The sequence below is a fragment of the Mesorhizobium sp. M1A.T.Ca.IN.004.03.1.1 genome, from assembly GCF_003997555.1.
Classification (GTDB): domain Bacteria; phylum Pseudomonadota; class Alphaproteobacteria; order Rhizobiales; family Rhizobiaceae; genus Mesorhizobium.
The window spans coordinates 1-254 of the sequence record NZ_RZTV01000674.1; the positions used below are offsets into that span (position 1 = coordinate 1).

Sequence of the window (254 nt, forward strand, 5' to 3'; positions counted from 1 at the left end):
CCATTCTCCAGCGTGCCGACGCGGTTGATGTCTTCCTTCAGCCGCCGGTCGGATTTCGCCCAGCCGCCAAGCAGCGAGCCGCCAAGCCCGAAGAGGCCGCCCATCGCCGCATTTGACCGAGCGACCTGCTGATTGTAGAGGCCCATCTGCTGATTGAAGTTTTCGTTGATCAGCCCGGCCTGATCGACGGTCGGCAGCTGCGTCGTCGGCGTGTTGACATAGCTCGGCTGGTGGACCTGCGAGCCCGACATCAG

At 63.4% G+C, this 254-nt stretch carries 1 pseudogene; it reads right to left on the reverse strand.

Going from position 1 to position 254, the window contains the following annotated elements:
- Window positions 1-254: pseudogene (locus EOD29_RS33365) on the reverse strand (tail fiber domain-containing protein); the annotation flags it as partial.